This window comes from Enterocloster sp. 210928-DFI.2.20, assembly GCF_020554465.1.
GTDB lineage: Bacteria > Bacillota > Clostridia > Lachnospirales > Lachnospiraceae > Enterocloster > Enterocloster bolteae.
Window position 1 is genome coordinate 1 of sequence record NZ_JAJCHK010000071.1, and the last position, 3845, is coordinate 3845.

A 3845-nucleotide genomic window follows, 5' to 3' on the forward strand; every position below is an offset into this window, starting at 1 on the left:
AAGAATGTTGGAAGTGTGCTTTTCAGCACACCCCAACATTCAGTATAGAACCTGAATTTTAAGGGCACAATGAAGGAAGGATGGAAAGCAGAGGCATAAGCGATTGTATTGACAAAAAGTTCCCGGAGGCAATGTGAGCCGGGAACTTTTTTTGCTTTTCTCAGGTTTGGAAAAAGATTTGCAAAAGCAAAATATTTAAAAATCATGGGATGAAGAAAGGACAGTATAGAGAACCTTATAAATATAGGAAATCCGGGACTGGAAAAAAGAAATATTTCCCATATTGGTTATTGATGTAAACAGAAATTTGGTATATGATTAAGAAATGATGACACCTTGTACACGTTGAGAAAAAAGATTGAAAAGGGGTTTTAGTACAGCGGGCAGGGGTGGGAAATGGCAGGTACATAAGGGTGAGATGGAACATAGCTCCGGAAACAATATCATTGGTTATCCTGGGAATTATATGGGTGTATGCCAGGAAAGGCAGCCATCTGCCAAGTCTGAAAAACAGGATATTCCAGGAGTGTCTGACTGTTACCTTTGCGGCCATGCTGAGCAATATACTGTCCACCTTTATGCTGAGCGGCTATATCCTTGTGCCTGTCTGGGTCACATGGGCAATCACCACCATATACTTTATACTGACACCTCTTATGGGGATGGTGTATTATCTTTATGCGGTTTCCGTTTTGTATGAAGAAAGGCCTCAGCTTTACCGCATGATTCTGTTAGGCGGGATTCCGGGAGCTGTCTATACATTGCTGGTACTGTCTAATTTTTTTACAAAATGTCTGTTTGATATTACTGCGAATCAGGGTTATGAACAGGGCAGTCTGATTTTTATAACCTATCTTATTTTTTATGGGTACTGTGCCGGCTGCATTGTTATTGCGGTAAGGAACAGGCGCTACATAGACCGCCATATTTATCACATATTGGCGACATTTCCTGTATTGGCTGTAATTGTAATATTTTTCCAACAGATGTACCCTAATATCATATTGTCCGGTACCGCTGCCACCTGCGCACTGCTGATTATTTACCTGCATCTCCAGAACCGTCAGATATCCCTGGACTATCTCACCAATGTACCCAACCGTCAGGAACTTCTGAATATGCTGGACCTTCTACTGAGAAGGTATCCGGATAAGGATTTCACGCTGTTAGTGGTTTCCATACGTGATTTCAGGCAGATTAATAATGTATGCGGACAGCACGGAGGAGACGCCTTTTTAAAGCAGGTATGTGCCTTTCTGTGCAGTGCAGGTCCTAAGGAAAATGTCTACCGGTACAGCGGGGATGAGTTTGCGCTTTTGTTTATCAATGACAGGGGGGAACGCGTCCGGCAATGTGTCCTTGATATAGAGGCCCGCATGAAGCAGCCGTGGCAGAACCAGGATTACCAGTTCAAGCTTCCTGTTGTGATGGGAGTTATACGGCGATCGGAGTACGTGAAAACATTGGAGGAAGCAGTCAGTTACATCGAATACGCAGTGTCCCAGGCCAAGACGGGCAGATATGGACAGATTTGTTATTGTGACCAGGAGATGCTTGAAAAACTGGAGAGAAGGAAGAAAATCATCAGGATTCTGAAAGAGCAGCTTGCTAATCACAGTGTGGAGATGTATTACCAGCCTATCTACTCAGTGAGAACCAGGCAGTTCCTGTACGCGGAGTCCCTGATGCGCATGAATCACACCTCCATAGGGCCGGTCTATCCAAATGAATTCATACCCATTGCGGAGGAGACGGGTCTTATTATTGAACTCACGTATGTGATTCTGGATGAAGTCTGTAAATATATTAACCGGCTGATTGAAAAAGGACTGCCCATGGAGGCCATCCATGTGAATTTTTCCGCCATCCAGTTTTCCCAGCCGGATTTGTCCCGGAAAGTGCTGGAGATCATACAGCGCAACGGTACGCCTATGTCAGCCGTTAAAATCGAGTTTACAGAGAGTACGCTGGCAGAGAACCCGCAGGTGGTGACGGATTTTGCCTTGGAGATGAGAAAACATGGGATTGAAATGGGACTGGATGATTTTGGGACAGGCTACTCCAATATTGCCACAGTGATCCGCATCCCGTTTGGAACCATTAAACTGGATAAAAGCCTGGTATGGGCGTCCATAGATAATCCCACCTCGGCCCTGACCATAAGGCATCTGGTGCATGCCTTCAGAGACCTGGGAATGACAGTGATTGCCGAGGGCGTGGAAACGGAAAGCCAGAGACAGCTGGTTGAGGATATAGGAGTGGAACAGATACAGGGATACTATTATTCCAAGCCCTTGTCCATGGAAGAGATGGAGGCGTTTCTTAAAATAAACAGAGACGGTTCCGCTGGGGGAGGGGAGTAAAAGGTTGCGTTATTCGTGTACAATTATATAATTTTTTATAATGGATACAAAATATTGGCTGATAGAAGAGCTGCTCAATACTTTTCCCGCAGGGGAACCGGTAAGTGTGGTGAATGGAGATTAGAGTATATAGGATGCGCCGTTGCTTGTCTGGAAATTGCTTTTCGTCAGTTTTCTTTAATTATAGAAAGGGGATTTACATGAACCAGGAGCTGATTCAAAGCCTGAGCGTCATTACAGAAGAAGAACAGAAGATATTGGCAGGCAGTGCAGATATTGACAGGACCCTGTATATGGATCGTGAGGACATGGTCATTGACAGCGATAAGCTCCTGGAAGCCGGACAGCTCATTACCATCCGGCCCCATACCCGTTTCGTGCATTTTCCGGAGCACACCCACAACTATGTGGAGGTAATCTATATGTGCAGGGGAGAGACCATCCATGTGGTGGACGGCAGGGAACTGAAGCTTAAGGAAGGGGAACTGCTGTTTTTAAACCAGCACGCGGTCCAGGAAATCCAGCCTGCGGGTCAGGATGACATTGCGGTGAATTTTATCATTCTTCCCGAATTTTTTGATACGGCCTTCCGCATGATGGGGGAGGAGGAGAATCTGCTGCGGGATTTTATTGTGGGATGCCTCTGCGACGATACCAGGTACGGACGCTATCTTCATTTCCAGATTGCGGATGTGCTGCCGGTCCAGAACCTGGTGGAGAACCTGGTGTGGTCCCTTATGCATGAGCGGGAAGGAATGCAGGCCATGAACCAGACTACCATGGGTCTGCTGCTGCGGCATCTTATGCATTATACGGGGCGGATCCGGGTAAACCGCGACAGCGAACAATCCTTTGAGCAGCAGCTTACCCTTCAGGTGCTGCGCTACATAGACGAGCATTACCGGGAGGGAAGCCTGACAGAGCTGGCAGCTTTGATGGGATATGATGTGTACTGGCTCAGCCGTGCCATCAACCGCCTGCTGGGCCGCAATTACAAGGAATTACTGCAGATTAAACGGCTGAATCAGGCCGCGTTTCTCCTGCACAGCACGCGCATGCCGGTGGCGGACGTGAGCTTTGCTGTGGGGTATGACAATACCAGCTACTTTTACAGAATATTCAGGACCTATTACGGTATGTCTCCCAAGGAGTACAGGAAGAACGGATAGAATGTTCCGGGCGTGGAATGCCCCTCAGTTTCAAATTCTGCTTATGTGCAAATAAGGACGCATTTTTTCATAAATGCCGTTCTTATTTTTTTGTTTTATATGGTATATCATGAAAGCAATGAGCCACTCCACTAGGTTCGTGAAAGGCCTCACCAAGTGGAGATGACATGTATCGCACGTAAGCGTCTAAAAGACAGACGCCAAGTGCTCATAACGAGCCACTGCACTAGGTACGTAAAAGACCTCGCTAAGTGCCAGTGACATGTATCGCACGTAAGCGTCTAAAAGACAGACGCCAAGTGCTCATAACGAG

At 46.5% G+C, this 3845-nt stretch carries 2 protein-coding genes; both read left to right on the forward strand.

Going from position 1 to position 3845, the window contains the following annotated elements:
• Positions 1-389: 389 nt before the first annotated feature.
• A complete protein-coding gene (locus tag LI015_RS27700; RefSeq protein WP_227126756.1) occupies positions 390-2363 on the forward strand; it encodes a putative bifunctional diguanylate cyclase/phosphodiesterase in 1974 nt (657 codons plus the stop codon).
• A 200-nt stretch (positions 2364-2563) separates the two neighbouring features.
• Entirely contained in the window at positions 2564-3532 is a 969-nt protein-coding gene (locus LI015_RS27705; protein ID WP_002590264.1) for an AraC family transcriptional regulator, read from the forward strand.
• The last annotated feature ends 313 nt before the right edge of the window (positions 3533-3845 follow it).

Coding starts and splice junctions, on each gene's coding strand:
- LI015_RS27705 (WP_002590264.1), top strand. CDS start 2,564: ATGAACCAGGAGCTGATTCAAAGCCTGAGCGTCATTACAGAAGAAGAA.